A 15,041-nucleotide genomic window follows, 5' to 3' on the forward strand; every position below is an offset into this window, starting at 1 on the left:
GTGACCAGAAGCGTGAACCAGAGACAAGGAAAAAGGGGCAGAGGGCCATATCATTCCTCTGCCCCATGGGTATGCTGATCGCGAGGTGCCCTGTGTGGCCCTTTTTGTTGAGGCAGATCAGTCACCCAAGGTGGCGCGGCAACCGGGGCGTGGGCCGCGCTATCGTGCGCCTTACCAGCGCCGATCCGAGCGATAGCCCTGCTGGCGCAGGCAGAGCGGGTCATAACCGCGGCGAGGGCCGTCATTGGTGTAGACACGGACAGCACAGCGTTCGGGCAGGCTGCTGAAATGGTGATAGTTCCGCTGCAGGCAGCGACGTCCGAACATGCGCTGGGTGCCGAAGCGGGTTTCGATATTCTGCAGGCAGTCAACCGGGATGACCCGGCGATCATTGCGTCGTGGCAGGTTGGTCCAATCGTTGTTCCGATCCGGCAGATCAGACCAAGAGCCACGGTTCCGGTCGTGTGCAGGCGTGCTCTGATTTTCGCGCCGGTTGTTTTCTTCGACCGCCGCACCGATCACAGCGATTGCGGCCAGTCCGATCAGCAGTTTGCCGACATCCTCCCGGTCGAGCCCATTGGCCTGGGCCGGGCTGACGAAAACGAGGGATAGAGCGGTCAGGCCAGCGAGAAAATGTTTGAACATGTGGGCCTCCTTTACGGGCAACGGTTTTGGCGAGGATGTCCAAAATTGACCCGGCAGGAGAACGCCAAACAATAACGCGGGATGGTTATAGGATTGCCATCGCGATAACATTCGCGGTTATTGAATATCATCACGGCAAAGTGTCATGCAGGAATCATGAAAAAACTTTCTTTCACATTCATGGCTCTCATGCTCAATGCCGGTATGGCGCAAGCTGCCTGCTATGCCGATTATAAGGCCAAGCAGGACAACCCGCTTCGCCTGCATTACGGCGTGACGGAGGTTCGCGGTGAGTGTTCTGTCGGATCGGCAGAGCAGCAGTTGCGCCAGAGCCTAGGCCGCGATGGCTGGCAGCTATTGAATGTGCTTGGTGTCTTTGACGATACCGGGCTTGATGGAAGAAAGGACAGCGCAGGTGAATACTTCCTCCGCTACTGAGGCACGCGAAATCGGCAGTCGGATTGTGGTTGCGGGGATCGCGGCCATTGTGGCGATTCTGGCGATTGCCGCGGTACTGTTGTTTATCAATCTGCCCGATGCCAATGCGTTTAACGCCCGTGTCGAGCAGTTGTTCATTCAGAATGACACGCTGACCGGGAATGCGGAGATCAAGCTGCTCGAGATACTCGCGCAGTCGGGTACGGCGTTCTCGGACACGCTGGTGTCATATCGTTTTATCATCTTCGTGCTGACGGTATTTTCGACGGCCTTGCTGGTTGCGGCGATGACCTTTCTGGTCATGTTGATCGCGATGAATCGCCGAATGAGCCGGATCGAACGACAGGGAATCGAGGTCAATTCGCTGACCATTAGCCGTGATCAGAAAGCCGTTTACCTGAATGACTTCGAGTTCAAGCTGACGGACGCTGCCATTGAGACGCTGTCCGTGCTGGCAGAGGCCCGCATGGATGATGAGGTGCTGTCGGGGGCCGAGATCGAGGGCGTAATCTCGGGCCGTTCTGCAGCAGATTGCGATGAAGCCGCGGGGGCCACCCGGATCAAGCGCCTGCGCGACACGCTTGGCAATCAGATGATCAGCGAATTGCTGGTCAAGAACATCGCCCGCAAGGGTTATATGCTGGCGATCGACAAGGATGTGATCCGGATGATCTAGCCATTGACGGCCCGGCTGATCAGCAGCCCGGTATTGGCGGATTGGTACAGCGGTCGTGGCGGTCGTGCGTTGGTGTCGACCCGCCGGATGAGCCATCGCTTTTCCTCGAGCTGCTTGATTGATTGAGACAAGGCGCGATCCGTGATCCGCCCGAGGGATCCCTTGATGTGCCCGAAATATCGGGGCTTTTCGCTGACCGCGAGAACCGGAATGGTCCATGCCCGCCGGATCAAAGTTTCTTGCTCAGACCCTTGAATGCTATTGTCGATTCTTGCCGCGATAGCTGCGATCTCTGCGCCCTTCGGGGTCAGCCGGTATTCAGGTCGCAATGGATGTCCATGCCCCGGGTTTGTCTCGATCAGCCCAAGATCGCGGACATGCTGTAGGCTTTGCCCAAACGCAGTGCGCCCAGCGCCGGACGCCGCCAGCAAAGGCGCCTGACGCGCGGGGACGCCCCGATGCAGCAACGAAAGAATACGCACGCACCATGCCCTGGACGTGATATTGACAAGAAGCTCAATGTCCATAAAGTATAGTATATATAATTTAAAAATGAAGGGAAGTGATATGCCTGTTGTTACGCTGGATAATACGATCACAATCGCGATGTCGGTAAAGGACCGTCACGCAAGCGCGAAGTGGTACGAAGACACACTGGGCTTTGAACCACTTTACCATATGGATGAGGCTGGCTGGAGCGAGATGAAAACCATGACCGAAGGTGTAACCCTGGGTTTGGGCGAGCAGACGGATCCTAAGCCAGGCAATGCTGTGCCTGTCTTCGGCATCGCCGACATTGCTGCAGGGCGGCAAAAACTGGAGGCGGCCGGCGTGAAGTTCGATGGCCCGACGGAAACCATCGAGGGGATGGTAAGTACGGCGACATTTTACGACCCCGACGGGAATGCGATGATGCTGGCGCAGGATTTATCCGGCGGTTAAGCCCGCCGCAGGGTATCGCCGTGTGCCAGTTTTGGGCTGAGTTTGATAATCTTGTCGTCATCCATGGCCAAACCTGCATTACGCTGGGCAACAATCTCGGCGGCCTTGATGCCGATCTCGCGACGGCATGCATCCATGGTCGCAAGCTGGCGGGGCAGACCTTCGAGCAGTTCGACACCGTTGAAACCGGCCAGGCCGATCTGGCCGGGAACGTCGATCCCTTTTTCTAGCAGATACAGCAATCCGCCCGCGCCAATCATGTCGTTTGAATAATAGAGGAAGTCGAGATCGGGGGTCCGTTCGATCATCCTGGCCGTCATCTCGCGTCCTTTGGCAAGCGCGGAACCACCGGAATAGAATTCCTGATCGGCGATCTCGATCCCTGCCTTGGCAAGCGTCCTTGTGAAACCTTCGAACCGCTTTCGTGCCCGATGATCAAGCGGCATCTTCGTGCCCATGAACCCGATATGTTTATATCCGGCCTTGATGATCTCTTCAGCCATTTTTCGCCCGGCGCGACGGTGCGAGATGCCGACGCAGGTATCTATTGGCTCGCCGTCAATATCCATGATCTCAACGACCGGTATGCCGGCCTGCCGCAGCATGGCCTGCGATGCCTCGGAATGTTCGAGCCCCGCGATGATCACCCCCGACGGTCGCCAGGACAGCATCTCGAACAAGACTTTCTCTTCCTTTTCGGGCAGGTAGTCGGTGACCCCGACAACCGGTTGCAGGTCAGTGTCTTCCAGCGTTTGCGAGATGCCGGACAAAACCTCTGGGAAGACCATGTTGCCGAGGGAGGGGATGATGACCGCCACCAGATTGACCCGTTGTGAGGCCAGCGCGCCGGCAATCTTGTTGGGCACGTATCCGAGCCGCTTGGCCGCATCCTGGACCCGCTGGCGTGTCGCTGCGCTGACGTCACCCTTATTGCGGAGAACGCGACTGACGGTCATCTCGCTTACGCCCGAGGCTTCGGAGACGTCGCGCAAGGTCAAAGGGCGGCGGTTTTGTTTTGTCACAGGGGCGGGTCCGGCGTTTGCTTCGCCTATGTTTAGCTGCGTATGCGAGGCTTGACCAGCGCACCAGCAGATCAATTCGGAACACGCTCTTGTCTCAGTCGACTACGGAACGACGAACAGCAGCCCGGTCAAAATCAATGCCGTAGACAACAGCGACAATGCTCGGGACAGGAAGACCATGACGACAAAGCGATAAACCTCTTCATTGGTATTGTGATCGATGATGTAGGCGTAGCGTGATCCAGCCCCCGTTTTACCCGAGAGCTAAGCCGTTTCGGTTTTGGCCCTGATGAACTCGCGAGGCGGTTTCCATTTCAAGCCGCTGTGTGGCTGGTTTTCGTTATAGTCTTCGATCCATTCTCCTATCAATGGCATGACGTTTTCGGCGTCGGTCAACGGGTTCACGCGGACGTAATCGCGCTTGAGTGTCTTCACAAAGGCTTCGGACATGCCGTTGGATTGTGGGATTTTGACTGGGGTGAAGCAGGACTTCAGACCGAGCTGTTGCGCGAAGATGCGTGTGTCCTTAGCCGTGTAAACGCTGCCGTTGTCGGACAATACCTCAACCTGTTCGGGTGCGCGGTGTGTAACAAACCGTTTCTCAACGGCTTTGAGCAGCGTGTTCCTAACATCCGATCCGCTGATCCCGGCGTTCGCGACGGCCCGCCATGAGATGATCTTGCGATCATGCGCATCGATGAGGAAAGCCAAGCGGATGACCTCGCCGTTCCAGCACACAAACTCAAGGCCGTCGCTGCACCATCGCAAGTTTGAGCGCATCATCATGACCTTGCCATCGTGGTTGCGTTCTGACCGATCAAAGCCGGATCACTGCAGCAGCAGGTCGTTGCGTTCCATGATCCGGTACACGCGCTTATGGTTAACAGGCGGTAAACCCTCGGTGCTCAGTTCCCGATTTACGGACGAACAGATCATGGCGATGATCAAGGAGCGGGAAGCTGGCGAGAAGGCTGCGGATGTGTGTCGGCGGCACGGGATCATTTCGGCGACGTTCTACAAATACAAATCGAAGTACGGCGGCATAGAGCCGTCCGACGCGAAGCGGGTGCGTGCGCTTGAAGACGAGAACGGTTTCGCCCGCCTCAAGGACTGGCGGTGCGTCACAACGCGCTATGACCGATGCCCCAAGGTGTACCTCTCAGTCTGCGCGCTCGCGGCCGTCGTCATGTTCTGGCTATGGGGCCTGATCCTAGATTTCGTATCTGATGCGCCAATAGACGGACGTCGCTTCCGCATCGTGGCGGCTGTCGACGACTTCGGCCGTAAGAACCTGGCGTTGGTCGCGGGTATCACTGTCAGGGCATCGTGTTGTTCGAGAACTGGATCGCATCGTTGCTGAGCGCGGTGCCCCAAAGACAATAGTCTCGGACAACGGCACCGAGTTGACATCCAACGCGATGCTCAAATGGCAGGAAGACCGCAAAGTCGGGTGGCACTACATTGCGCCCGGGAAGCCGATGCAAAATGGCCCGGTCGAGAGCTTCAATGGTCGGATGCGCGAGGAATGCCTCAACGAGCACCTTTCCCGTCTTTGCACCATGCCTGCCGCATGATTGCGGCATGGCGCGACGACTACAATCACCACCGCCCGCATTCGGGCCTCGACGGGCTCACCCCGCGGGAGTATCACCAACGGTCAGAAGAGCACCAAAACCTGAACAGAGCTAACTTATGAACGCGGACTCGATGGGGAGCAGGTCAAACGCCAATAATCGCCAGCGATCGCCGTGTAATAATGGCTCCAGTTATACCAACCCGCCTATTGGCTCGGGCGCCAATCTATGGGATCAAGATATGGATAGATGGTCGCAACGTCGACCGCACGTAGCGGGCAGTAATGGCGACCAGTGTTCGGCACGACAATGTCCTGTGGCGAGCCGTCGAAGATTTGATATCATAGAAATTAACAGTCAAACTCCGGTCGAAATTGGCTTGTTTGAAGCGTTTGGAGGCACTGGTGCATGCACAGGAAAAAAAATAAGATAAAAAGGAGCATCCTACGTATCAAGCACTATGTATTTGTGAAATTAAAGAACCTTACATCCGATAAGAAAGATGTTGTTCTTGATATAGTTGAGCTAATTAAGCCAGTTGGCATAACGGAACAACTTATTAGAGTAGGTTCCGAAAATGATGGGGGTTACCTCATTCCACTTTCTGCCCATCAACAAGATGCTTTGGTCTCGCCAGGTGTTAGCTCGAACAGTAGTTTTGAGATATCTTTCGCTGACCAAGGCACAAAATGTTCCCTGTTCGACGCATCTGTATTGGGACCATCGATGGCTCATGATAATATTGAATTTCACAAGGTGTTCTGGGGGGTAGAAAATAATGATGATACGATTAACGCGATAGATTGGCTTTCAGAAAATATTGATAAAAATCAACGAAACGCACTGCAAATGGATATTGAAGGTGCTGAATATGATATAATAAACCACATGCCGATAAATGTAATTGATATGTTTAATTTGGTTATTATTGAAGTGCATGGATTTCAAAGAATTTTGAAATCGGAAAATACTGAAAACATAGTCAATTTCTTCAAAAAAATAACCCAAAATCATAAGGTTGTTCATTTTCATCCGAACAACAATATTAGTCCAGTTCAGTATCGTGGAATTGATATCATCGATTGTTTTGAGCTTACTTTGGTTCGCAACGACTATCCATATTTTTCTGGACTACCAGGTAGTGTTAAGCCACATGAACTTGATATGCCTTGTGTTCCTGAAGAGATTGAAATCTCCGTAAACTGGGATCAGATAAAGTGATGATAGATTTATCTCTTTTTGTATCAATATAACTGAAGTATATTTACTTTACCCCAATACAATCGATAGTAGATAGTTGCTTATAAAACCATTTGTGAGTATTCGGGAAGCCATTTTTCATAGCAACCACAGCAGTCTAATCCTATTGTGTAAGGCGACTGATATTCATCAATTTGCGCCAGATGCCATCGGGTTTATCGAAGTTATCCGCCATAAGACATTTTGAAACTGATGGATTTTAGATCTAAAAGACAGTCTAGCTTATGTGGTCGATTTGATTATGCGGCGGATTGGCGGTGAAGCAAGCGCGGGATTTCAATGATCCTTCGTTTGATCCTCGCTCATTGTTTCGGGATGGCCTCGCCACGTACGGCTGGCTTTTCAAGCCACGCATACATGACAGTTGTGAGGCGTCGTGTGTTTGGGGTGGTACCAGTCGTGATGCGAAACTCGCGGAACTGTGTCTTTCTACCGGTTTTTGGTTCTGTTCTGGGAAGGTAGGGCTCTAGACGTGCCACCTGTGCGTCATTTAGCCCAGAAATGTTCTCACATCACTACTCGATTTCCGACCGGTAAAGCATCTCAAAATATCGGAAATCAATGGGTCCAGACTCCAGGTCGCGAGTGCTGTCTTTTTGGTTGGTATTACACGGCTGCGTGACAAAGCCAAACTGACGCTTCACTTTTCTCGAATATTATCAGTTTGTAATAGGTTTTGATAAAACCATTCATAAGTATCCCGAATACCCTTTTCTAGGTGGATCTGAGCCTTCCACCCCAAATTTTTCAAACGTGTACCATCCATTAGTTTTCGCGGTGTACCATCTGGTTTATTGGGATCTGTTGCGATCTTACCTGTATATCCTACGACTTGTGCAATCATTTTCGCGAGCTCGAGAATTGCAATGTCTGTGCCACTGCCGACATTAATATGACTAAGCATCGGCTCGGTTGCGCTTTTGTAGACCGCTTTAGGTAAGTTTAAGACAAACAGAGAAGCAGCTGCCATATCGTCAACGTGGAGAAATTCTCGACGAGGCGTGCCTGTGCCCCAAATCGTTACCTCCGGTAAATCCGCTGCACGTGCTTCGTGGAATCGACGCATCAATGCCGGTAGAACATGGCTGTTCTCTGTATGAAAGTTGTCGCCAGGACCGTACAGATTCGTGGGCATGACCGATCTGTAGTCACGCCCATGCTGCCGATTATAGCTTTCGCAAAGCTTGATCGCTGCAATTTTTGCCACTGCATACGGTTCGTTGGTTGGCTCAAGCGGACCGGTTAACAGTGCGCCCTCCGACATGGGTTGTTTTGCGAATTTAGGATAAATGCAGCTGGATCCTAACTGAAGCAGAGACTGTACGTTTGCTGCATGCGCCTCATGGATCACATTGCATGCGATCATCAAGTTTTCATATATAAATTCAGCGGGATAGGTGTTGTTTGCCATGATGCCGCCGACTTTGGCGGCAGCAAGTACCACTTGATCTGGGCGCTCTGTTTGCATGAAAGCCCGTACCGCCGACTGATCCCTAAGATCTAGCTGAGATGAAGTGCGTGTGATAATTATAAGCGCGTCATCTGTGTCACGTTGCTTTTCTAACTTCCGTAAGATTGCACTGCCTACCATGCCGCGATGGCCAGCCACGTAGATTTTCATTACTTTAGCCCTCTTGCGCCACCGGAAGCTCGTATCCGTGCAGCTTTAGCAAGGCATGGCGACGCGCGGTGCGCAAATCTTCTTCGACCATTTCTGCGCACATATCTTGCGCTGTGATCTCCGGTTTCCAGCCAAGTTTTTCATGGGCTTTGGATGAATCACCAAGTAGTGTTTCGACCTCTGCTGGACGGAAATAGCGTGGGTCAATGCGCATGATGAGTTGGCCAGGTTTGATTGCTGGCGCTTTGTCTGAAGTTACTGTTTTCACCCGTGCTACTTCTTCAATACCGGTGCCGGTAAACTCCACCTCAATTCCCAATTCTTTTGCAGTCCAGATAATGAATTGGCGGACAGAATACTGTACACCCGTTGCGATGACGAAATCCTCAGGTACGTCCTGTTGCAGCATCAGCCACTGCATCCTCACATAGTCTTTTGCATGCCCCCAATCGCGCAGGGCATCAATATTGCCCATGTACAGGCAGTCTTCCAAGCCTTGTGCGATGTTCGCGAGTCCGCGTGTGATCTTTCGTGTGACAAAGGTCTCACCTCGACGTGGGCTCTCGTGATTGAACAGGATACCATTGCAGGCATATATTCCATATGCTTCCCGATAGTTCACACAAATCCAATAAGCGTACATTTTTGCCACGGCATAGGGTGAACGTGGATAGAACGGGGTCGTTTCGCGTTGGGGAACCTCCTGAACCAGTCCATAAAGCTCAGACGTAGAGGCCTGATAAAAACGAGTCTTCGCTTCTAGCCCTAAAAATCGAATGGCCTCTAGCATACGAAGCGTCCCAATTGCATCGACATCTGCCGTGTACTCGGGTGCCTCGAACGAGACTGCAACATGAGACTGTGCACCAAGATTGTATACTTCGTCAGGTTCAACCTCACGCAGGATTCTTGTCAGGTTCGAAGTGTCAGTCAAATCGCCGTAATGAAGGGTAAAGTTTTGCCTCGTCGTATGGGGATCTTGATAAATGTGATCAATACGTGCCGTATTAAAAAGTGATGAGCGACGCTTGATGCCATGCACTTCATACCCCTTCTCGAGCAAAAACTCCGCAAGATAAGAGCCATCTTGACCGGTAATGCCTGTTATCAGAGCTCGCTTCATGATTATGAATACCTTTTTCTACTAAGCCTGAGAGGGCATACAAATGGAGGCAAATTTTCTAAATGCGTCGCGGCTCTTTTTTTGCGTTTGTAGTAGCCAGAGTTCGCGTAAAGTACATTCGATCTTATTCCAGGTTCTAGCGGGGTACATCCAAAAAAAACGAATCCACTCGAACCCGCTCCCAGTAAGTATGGATTTGCGCGGGTTTTGGCCATTTTCTGTATAGTAACCTTGTATAGCCGCACCAAGACAGTGATATTCCAGATCGGGCCGCAGCCTGTGCAAAGCAGTCGCCAGGTAGTTCTGTTTTGGAGCACTAATACCGATACCGACATGAACTCCCGGTGCCAAGCCTTCCAAACACTTTGCAAGTGAAGCAGGAAGAACGATTTCATCACGAAAGACCGGCAGGCAATACTGGTTTTCAAGGGGAATGCCGTCGATCTGATGTGCGGTCAAAAAGAACCAATGTGGCGCGTCCTGAGAGCTTTCTGGGCCGATTCTTTCGAGGATCGATGTGCCTGGACGGTACTGCACGTTTTTATGCCAGATCTTGACCAACTTATGCAGCGAAAAGGTGTCTACCCAGACGACATCACGTTGAGAGTCATAGATATCAAGCATCTCACGCCAGCACACTAAATTAATGTAGTGATGAATCATGAAACAGCGGCTTCCACAATATCAGCGGCCCGATTTGCCAGCGCTTCTTTTTCGATAATTGCGTAGTCTTGCCACCTGCCACTGCCGTTTGTCTCACGGCGATGCCGCATTCTCAGCAATGATCGTGTAGCGCGGCTACAGTTCTGACCGATAGCAACGCGATGACCAAGCGCAAAGTAATCGAATGCCTTGTTCGGAAGTTGTGCAAAGGGGTTGGACGGGAATAACAGCAGTTGTGAACGCTGCATAACACTCATCGCCTCAGACCGCGAAACAGCTCCACGAAACTCAGCATTCGGAAATGCCTCCCTCCAGTCGTCAAGCAGCGGACCGCTACCCAATATTACTCCTCGTTTTTCCTTAAACTCTTCCGCAAACTCACGAATATCAAATTGCGGTGTAGCGCCACCTGCATAACAAAAATCGTACTTCCCAGATCCACTGGCAAGCGGGCGAAAGTCTTCTCGGCAAAATCCCAATGGTACAAATTTCACACTGCCGACAGGCATTTTTCTATAACTATTCAGCCACTGGCGAAACCCTGGGGCTACAATCATCGTACGGTCGGCATCCTTCAAAGTGAACTTGAAGATTAGATGGCAATAGGATCCGAATATGCGCTTTATTAGGCTTTGTTTTCCGTAGGCCAAAAGTGCATCCGGCCAAATGTCCCGTATATCAACAACCGTCGCACGCTTGCGCAAAAAACGTGCTGCAATCAACATCTCTGGCGGAATTGACGAAATAACGACCACGTCCCATCGCTCTTTGAACCCGAACGCCCATAGCCGCAAAGCCAAAACAAGATGACACCACATACGCGATATTCCGACATTTTTGTGGTAGGATGGCGCATGTAGTACCTTGAGCCCCTCGCGATCTGAAAGCAGATTCTTGGGTATGCGCTTCTTCGCTGCATGATCAAAGTCGCCCGTCACATAGACCACATGGTGCCCACGTGCGCGTAACTCTGCCTCGAGTCGCAGGTTGCGATCGCCTCGGCCCGTTGCGCCATTCTCGAAGGGAGATACAAGAAGTATCTTCATGACATACGCTTGCTAACCTGCATCTTAAAGCAAGCTGACACATATCAGCTCGATCTTGGTATCATACGCAGGGCTACATTACCCCATTCTAGAGTCTTGACTGTTTCTTTCTGTAGATCGTGCTGCAGTCAAGACCAGCCAGGCGTGCAAAGCTGTTTTCCACACAGAGCCTCTCAAATATGTTCCATGCCAGCGTCTTTTGATTTACGTTGTAGAGCGGCGTCATCAGATATAGGGCGTCTGCAAGCAGTCCATCCTACATCAGTTAAGGGAGAGACGAGTCGACATGCCGGTGACGTTCTTGCTAGGTGGTAAGGGAAGGCGGCTTTTTTCAGCTTTAGCGGGTGAATCCGATAATGCTAAAAACTTGGATTTTGAACGTGGAGGCATACCGGCGCCTGAGAATTGTCGGCGGTTTTTTGGTGAAATGATAGACCAATCGGCTGTTGCCGATGTCTATGTCTCGCTAAACTTCGCCAATCCACATTGGGTCATCCAACTGACGAAAATGCGAGTAGAAAACGCCTGTTTTCGAGTAAAAATGCGGCCTGACCTTCGTCTAACACACCAAAGCCTAGCATTACCGGCAGAACATTCATCATGATGACTTTTCTTACATCTCCTACTTTTTTATCGTTTTCTTTTGTTGTTGCGCTTTTGGGATTTGCCCTCGCCATGTTAGCTGATCATCTGCAAATCCTTGCAAAGTATAACGGCGCCGTAAACAAGCGTGTTGCGGGTGGGTACAACCTCGCAATGAAGGTGATGGTAGCAAACAGAGTGGGTGCTGTTTTGTATTTCCTACTAATGGCTTTTAACGTCGATAATGGCCTATCAGCACACACTTTGGCTGTTGGGTTGGCCGTAACGGTCGGATGCATTGCCGTTCCTACAGTTGGACTAATGATTTGGTTGCAAAAGCAGCTTAAAGCTCAAGGCAGTGCGCTAAGCGTCCTCGATGTATCTCACTGGCCAAAGGCCATTGTAATCGCGACCTTCTGCGCAACCTCATTAAATATCCTGGGGCTAACTCTGCCATGGATCGCAGGTGCGACATACCCCGAGCTGCGTTTAACGCTTGTGAACACAAGTTTCCTATTCAATACGTTTTTTACGGTGATAAACGTTTTTTACATTGAGCACCACTTTGCAAGGCTGGTGGATCGTGAAGCCCATCAAATACACGGCTTTGTCGCAGGCGTCATGGCGGCGCGCTTCGCATCTTTTTTTATAGTGAGTATGGGTCTTTGGATCGCATTATGAAAAAAGGCTTACTGGACTTCGATTTTCGCAGCCTGGTCCTTGTCTTTATCGCCTTTATTGGCAATGGGCAGATTATGGGTGTTGATGTAGTACTTCTGCTTCTGCCGCTAGCGGTCATACTTCAGTTGCGTGATAGGTGGGTTATACAAGCAAATTCTGTATTACCCATGTTTATTGTGATTCTTATATTAACGCTAACTATAGTTCGTGCTCCAGCAGTCGGTATTCCATACTTTGAATCATACGCACTTTGGCCAATAAAAGCACTATTTCTCATGTTGCTTTTGACGTTTGGACGTGACTTGGATTGGCCCTTGGGCAACATGATAGCCCTCTCGCTGATTTGCGTACTACTAATAGCTGTAGGTGAAGTACAAGATGGGCGGCTTATATCAGTTTTCGGCCCAAACATGCTTTATCGCATCTTTGGTTTATTACTTTTTTTGTCAGCAATGCAGTATTTTGAGAAACAGGTCGGCAGCCGAATATTATTCGTTGGCTTTGCCGCATTCAGCATCACTGCCTCATTATTGACGGGCTCAACGGGTGCACTTCTTGTGATCGCGGCAATTTTATTTATTGTGTCGCTACGAATTTCGAAGCTTTTGAGTTTTATGGTTATAGGTGCTTCTCTCTACTGGATTATGACAAGTGGAATTATGTCTGGCACCTTTACCGTAGGAGTAAATGCTCCGACAACACTGACTCGACTTATTTACAAAAGTACGACAGTTATGGTGAGCGATCGGTTCTTGGGATGGATTGACATAGCCCGCAGCCCGTTTTCCCTAATAGGCTACGCCCACTCTGATTTCAGTAATATTTGGACTTATGGATTTGAATACCCACATAACCTTTTTGTTGAGCTTTATGGGTTTTATGGATTACCTGGATTGGCACTAGTTTTGATCATTGCAGTGGCGATTACAAGGTCCATTGCGTTAGCGCTTCAAGGTGACATCATTGCTATGACTTTCCTTGTATTGACTATCGGGTCAATGCTCTCAGGCGATTTATCCGATAATTATGGTGTTGTGGGCTTGGCTTGTGGTTTGTTGTTGAGATCGGCACACTCTCGTTCACCCAAATTTCTTGACGGACACTAAACGCGAACCTTGTCGCCCTGTCCTTGCCCCAGAAATGTTCGGACGACAATTTTAAGGTCAAGCAGTATGGACTGACGGGCAATATATTCAGCGTCGGAGACCGACAGTTGTTCTGGTACGCTCATATCAATGTTTCTAACTTGCGACAGCCCTGTAATGCCTGGCAGAACACTGAAAACATCACGATTTTGGCGCGATTTGATCAGCTCTTGCTGGGTTGGCAAGCATGGCCGGGGTCCAACAAGGCTGATATCTCCAGAGAAAATGTTCCAAACCTGCGGAAGTTCATCAACTTTTGTCTTCCGTAGCAGCCTACCGATATTTGTAATTGATGCTGAACTTACCTCGTGTGTGCCGACTTGGTCTGTACCGACCGTCATCGTGCGAAATTTATAGCATGTAAACGGTTTCTGATTTTTTCCAATACGGGTTTGCGCGAAGATACCAGGACCTTTTGACGTTCCTTTGATAACGAGCCAAACAGCCAGCAACAACCACCAAAATAGAAGAAGAACCGCGCTTGCAAATACAAGGTCAAGCCCGCGTTTCATATGTGTATAGACCTTGTTTTCAGATTTCGGATCAGCAAGAAGGACCGGCGATTCCACATCTGCGTACTTTAGGTCCGATATGATGAAATTACAAATACGATTGATGCTTACCACCGGTGTTAAAGAAGAAATTACCGCAAATCCCATACTACGCATAGGTCGCGGCAATTTATGAAGAACCGAAAGTCGCCCCGAAAAAACCGAGCCGTATACCGGGGGCAGTAAGAGATCGATGACACGCAAACCGGGGAAGGAGTTACTTAGCTGCAAAGCTTTGCGCTTACTTGCCGCGTAAGGTGTGTCTGGTCCATCGGGAAGCGCATGAAAACTGCTGAAATTGACTACTCCACCGACGTCGTTAGCTCGCGCGATATCCAATATGGATTTATAGAAAGTTACGTTTGTCTCTTCAAATGTGTGATCAGATAAGGTCGCGTCATTGTTCTGGACCGCCATATGGATCAGCCAGTCAAAGTCTTTGTCATACTTAGTTAAGTCGTCATAGGCGACACATTGTTCAGCCGGAAAAAGCGATTTCAATCGCTCAGCACATCGCCCAACCAACAGCAGTTCTATTCCCATAGCGCTAAGTCTTGGGACTAGTTGTTTACCAATCGTTCCAGATGCGCCTGTCAGAATGACTTTCATCAACTAATCCGTATTCCACAGAGCTTTGAACTTTCAACTCACCTTTTGCTACATCGCATTATGATACACAACGTATTTCGATACAGCGTATGATATGAGAGTGCCTTGTCATTCTTACACGCACCGTGGGCGCACGATCGCAGTTTGACAAGCCTCTTATTCTGCTTGGCGATGAGGCTCGCGGAAATCCTCTCGATACTACTTTGATGATGCGTTGACGCAACTTGAACCGCTGGAGCTATTTCCCACCATAACCCAGCCCTCGTTTCATCCGAGACCTACGCCGTTTCGGTTTTTGGCCCTGATGAACTCGCGAGGCGATTTCCATTTCAAGCTGCTGTGCGGGTGGCTTTCGTTGTAGTCTTTGATCCATTCTCCTATCAATGGCAAAACTTTGGACTTTGCGTTTGGTGAGGTGTTGCAGATCAACCCGGCCACGGTTGCGATATGTTGGCCACGGATT

Annotated in this window: 15 protein-coding genes and 5 pseudogenes; 10 read left to right on the plus strand and 10 right to left on the minus strand. The window is 50.4% G+C overall.

What is annotated here, in order from left to right; translation table 11 throughout:
- Positions 1-171: 171 nt before the first annotated feature.
- Positions 172-645, minus strand: coding sequence for a hypothetical protein (locus tag V8J85_RS09835; protein WP_339953562.1), 474 nt, complete (start codon positions 643-645; stop codon positions 172-174).
- A gap of 156 nt (positions 646-801) precedes the next feature.
- Here V8J85_RS09835 and V8J85_RS09840 point away from each other — a divergent pair, with 156 nt between their 5' ends.
- Both V8J85_RS09840 and V8J85_RS09845 read left to right on the plus strand, forming a co-directional pair.
- A complete protein-coding gene (locus V8J85_RS09840; RefSeq protein ID WP_339953563.1) occupies positions 802-1,083 on the plus strand; it encodes a hypothetical protein in 282 nt (93 codons plus the stop codon).
- The gene (locus tag V8J85_RS09845) at positions 1,040-1,759 is read left to right on the plus strand and encodes a winged helix-turn-helix domain-containing protein (protein WP_339953564.1); all 720 of its coding nucleotides are present in this window, start codon (positions 1,040-1,042) and stop codon (positions 1,757-1,759) included. Before V8J85_RS09840 ends, V8J85_RS09845 begins: the two co-directional genes overlap by 44 nt.
- Here V8J85_RS09845 and V8J85_RS09850 read toward each other — a convergent pair.
- A complete protein-coding gene (locus tag V8J85_RS09850) occupies positions 1,756-2,241 on the minus strand; it encodes a winged helix-turn-helix transcriptional regulator (protein ID WP_339953565.1) in 486 nt (161 codons plus the stop codon). The two genes, V8J85_RS09845 and V8J85_RS09850, sit on opposite strands and share 4 nt — an antisense overlap.
- An 85-nt stretch (positions 2,242-2,326) precedes the next feature.
- On the opposite strand from V8J85_RS09850, the gene V8J85_RS09855 reads away from it, so the two are divergent.
- A complete protein-coding gene (locus V8J85_RS09855; protein WP_339953566.1) occupies positions 2,327-2,701 on the plus strand; it encodes a VOC family protein in 375 nt (124 codons plus the stop codon).
- Here the strand turns inward: V8J85_RS09855 and V8J85_RS09860 are convergent.
- Positions 2,698-3,723, minus strand: a complete 1,026-nt coding sequence (locus tag V8J85_RS09860; protein WP_339953567.1) for a LacI family DNA-binding transcriptional regulator — start codon at positions 3,721-3,723, stop codon at positions 2,698-2,700. The genes V8J85_RS09855 and V8J85_RS09860 overlap by 4 nt on opposite strands.
- Before the next feature lie 264 nt (positions 3,724-3,987).
- A pseudogene (locus V8J85_RS09865) lies at positions 3,988-4,656 on the minus strand (IS3 family transposase); the annotation flags it as partial.
- Between V8J85_RS09865 and V8J85_RS09870 the strand changes: the two are divergent.
- The 4 genes and pseudogenes from V8J85_RS09870 to V8J85_RS09885 form a co-directional block, all read left to right on the plus strand.
- A pseudogene (locus tag V8J85_RS09870) lies at positions 4,625-4,813 on the plus strand (transposase); the annotation flags it as partial. The pseudogenes V8J85_RS09865 and V8J85_RS09870 sit on opposite strands and share 32 nt — an antisense overlap.
- A 3-nt stretch (positions 4,814-4,816) precedes the next feature.
- A pseudogene (locus V8J85_RS09875) lies at positions 4,817-4,921 on the plus strand (IS5/IS1182 family transposase); the annotation flags it as partial.
- A gap of 12 nt (positions 4,922-4,933) precedes the next feature.
- Positions 4,934-5,371 (plus strand): annotated as a pseudogene (locus V8J85_RS09880) (integrase core domain-containing protein); the annotation flags it as partial.
- A 394-nt stretch (positions 5,372-5,765) separates the two neighbouring features.
- Positions 5,766-6,518 carry an FkbM family methyltransferase gene (locus V8J85_RS09885; RefSeq protein WP_339953568.1) on the plus strand — a complete coding sequence of 251 codons (753 nt, stop codon included), beginning with the start codon at positions 5,766-5,768 and terminating at the stop codon, positions 6,516-6,518.
- 679 nt (positions 6,519-7,197) lie between these two features.
- Here the strand turns inward: V8J85_RS09885 and fcl are convergent.
- Genes fcl through V8J85_RS09905 form a run of 4 tightly spaced genes read right to left on the minus strand, consistent with a single transcriptional unit; the run spans position 7,198 to position 11,010 of the window.
- Positions 7,198-8,178: a GDP-L-fucose synthase gene (fcl, locus tag V8J85_RS09890; protein ID WP_339953569.1), complete on the minus strand. Its 981-nt coding sequence runs from the start codon at positions 8,176-8,178 to the stop codon at positions 7,198-7,200.
- A 4-nt stretch (positions 8,179-8,182) separates the two neighbouring features.
- Positions 8,183-9,301 (minus strand): GDP-mannose 4,6-dehydratase, encoded by a 1,119-nt coding sequence (gmd, locus tag V8J85_RS09895; protein ID WP_339953570.1) that lies wholly within the window; start codon positions 9,299-9,301, stop codon positions 8,183-8,185.
- A gap of 21 nt (positions 9,302-9,322) precedes the next feature.
- Complete coding sequence (locus V8J85_RS09900; protein ID WP_339953571.1) at positions 9,323-9,964, minus strand: hypothetical protein; 642 nt, start codon at positions 9,962-9,964, stop codon at positions 9,323-9,325.
- Positions 9,961-11,010, minus strand: a complete 1,050-nt coding sequence (locus V8J85_RS09905; RefSeq protein WP_339953572.1) for a glycosyltransferase — start codon at positions 11,008-11,010, stop codon at positions 9,961-9,963. Before V8J85_RS09905 ends, V8J85_RS09900 begins: the two co-directional genes overlap by 4 nt.
- 286 nt (positions 11,011-11,296) lie before the next feature.
- Here V8J85_RS09905 and V8J85_RS09910 point away from each other — a divergent pair, with 286 nt between their 5' ends.
- From V8J85_RS09910 to V8J85_RS09920, 3 genes are read left to right on the plus strand one after another with little or no spacing between them, the layout of a single operon-like run.
- Positions 11,297-11,614 carry a hypothetical protein gene (locus tag V8J85_RS09910; protein ID WP_339953573.1) on the plus strand — a complete coding sequence of 106 codons (318 nt, stop codon included), beginning with the start codon at positions 11,297-11,299 and terminating at the stop codon, positions 11,612-11,614.
- Positions 11,611-12,273 (plus strand): hypothetical protein, encoded by a 663-nt coding sequence (locus V8J85_RS09915; RefSeq protein WP_339953574.1) that lies wholly within the window; start codon positions 11,611-11,613, stop codon positions 12,271-12,273. The genes V8J85_RS09910 and V8J85_RS09915 overlap by 4 nt, the downstream gene beginning before the upstream one ends.
- Complete coding sequence (locus V8J85_RS09920) at positions 12,270-13,379, plus strand: hypothetical protein (RefSeq protein ID WP_339953575.1); 1,110 nt, start codon at positions 12,270-12,272, stop codon at positions 13,377-13,379. The genes V8J85_RS09915 and V8J85_RS09920 overlap by 4 nt, the downstream gene beginning before the upstream one ends.
- Here the strand turns inward: V8J85_RS09920 and V8J85_RS09925 are convergent.
- Positions 13,376-14,578, minus strand: a complete 1,203-nt coding sequence (locus V8J85_RS09925) for a sugar transferase (RefSeq protein ID WP_339953576.1) — start codon at positions 14,576-14,578, stop codon at positions 13,376-13,378. The two genes, V8J85_RS09920 and V8J85_RS09925, sit on opposite strands and share 4 nt — an antisense overlap.
- Positions 14,579-14,845: 267 nt before the next feature.
- Positions 14,846-14,968 (minus strand): annotated as a pseudogene (locus V8J85_RS09930) (integrase core domain-containing protein); the annotation flags it as partial.
- Positions 14,969-15,041 lie beyond the last annotated feature (73 nt).

Source organism: Yoonia sp. 2307UL14-13, assembly GCF_037572755.1.
Taxonomy (GTDB): domain Bacteria; phylum Pseudomonadota; class Alphaproteobacteria; order Rhodobacterales; family Rhodobacteraceae; genus Yoonia.